The sequence below is a fragment of the Bartonella taylorii 8TBB genome, assembly GCF_902825155.1.
GTDB classification, from domain to species: Bacteria; Pseudomonadota; Alphaproteobacteria; order Rhizobiales; family Rhizobiaceae; genus Bartonella; species Bartonella taylorii_A.
Genome location: NZ_CADEAG010000038.1, coordinates 1 through 943 on the forward strand (window position 1 = coordinate 1; position 943 = coordinate 943).

Genomic DNA, 943 nt, shown 5'->3' on the forward strand with positions numbered 1-943 from the left:
GCACTGACAGACAATAGCAAGAAAAAAATGAACTCTCTTATAGTAAGAGATCATTATGGATTCTAGTGTGCTATTTTTCCAACAAATATAATTCTATAAAAATTTAGTCTTTATGCTTGGCTAAATACTTCGCTAAGCTCTATCGGATCATGTTTTAGCTAAAAAGACTTTGCCCTTACATAAATAAACAAAAGAAAAACAAAACTAAAATAGATATTATAAGCTTTATTGAATGTGAAACCTTAGCATTCAAAAGAATCTTTTGTGGAGGTGATGATATAGTTTTTTACACCTCAAACCTCATCAAAGATTTTCATAAATCCTTTAATTCTCTCCAAATTTTATTTTCTAAGGTCGGTGTGCCTTTTATATTTTCGCAAAAATGCTTTGCCTCTGCTTAATTACGCAAGGGCAAAGCGAAATGTCATGAAACTAATGGTCTTTTATTGTTAATTCAGTGTTACCCTAAATCCAGCGCCTACCCCCCAGTGCCCTCCAGCACTTGTGACAGATAAATTAGAACGCATACGCCCATTCTCAGACATATAGCCAGCACCAAGAGCAAATGCAGATTGGCTACGCCATACACCACTACCAAATGTAACACTTAACTTCCCTGGTGTATCATCATAACTTAAATTAGCCACTGCTAAACCAATGGCTGCTGCTTGTCTCGCTTCCTTCCGGACATCCTGAACGGCATAACTTAACGCTTCAAACTTCATATCTGTATACGATTTTGCCTCATTAGCAGCATCATTTATTGCACTGCCGACTTTATCATCCGTATACTTTTTCGCATCATCAAGAACTATCTTCATCTGCTGTTCGGTATAATCATGCAATTGACCTCCATTGACAGCTTCTTTCGAGCCATGCTCAATGCTACCATCACCTACATTATCTATCAATACTGGATCACTTTCATTAACACCTACTAACG

Annotated in this window: 1 protein-coding gene; it reads right to left on the reverse strand. The window is 36.9% G+C overall.

Translation table 11 applies throughout. The features are described 5' to 3' along the window. Positions 1–449: 449 nt before the first annotated feature. Positions 450–943 (reverse strand): YadA-like family protein (locus tag J7R13_RS08515; protein ID WP_208438283.1); only part of this gene is annotated, 494 nt, incomplete at its 5' end.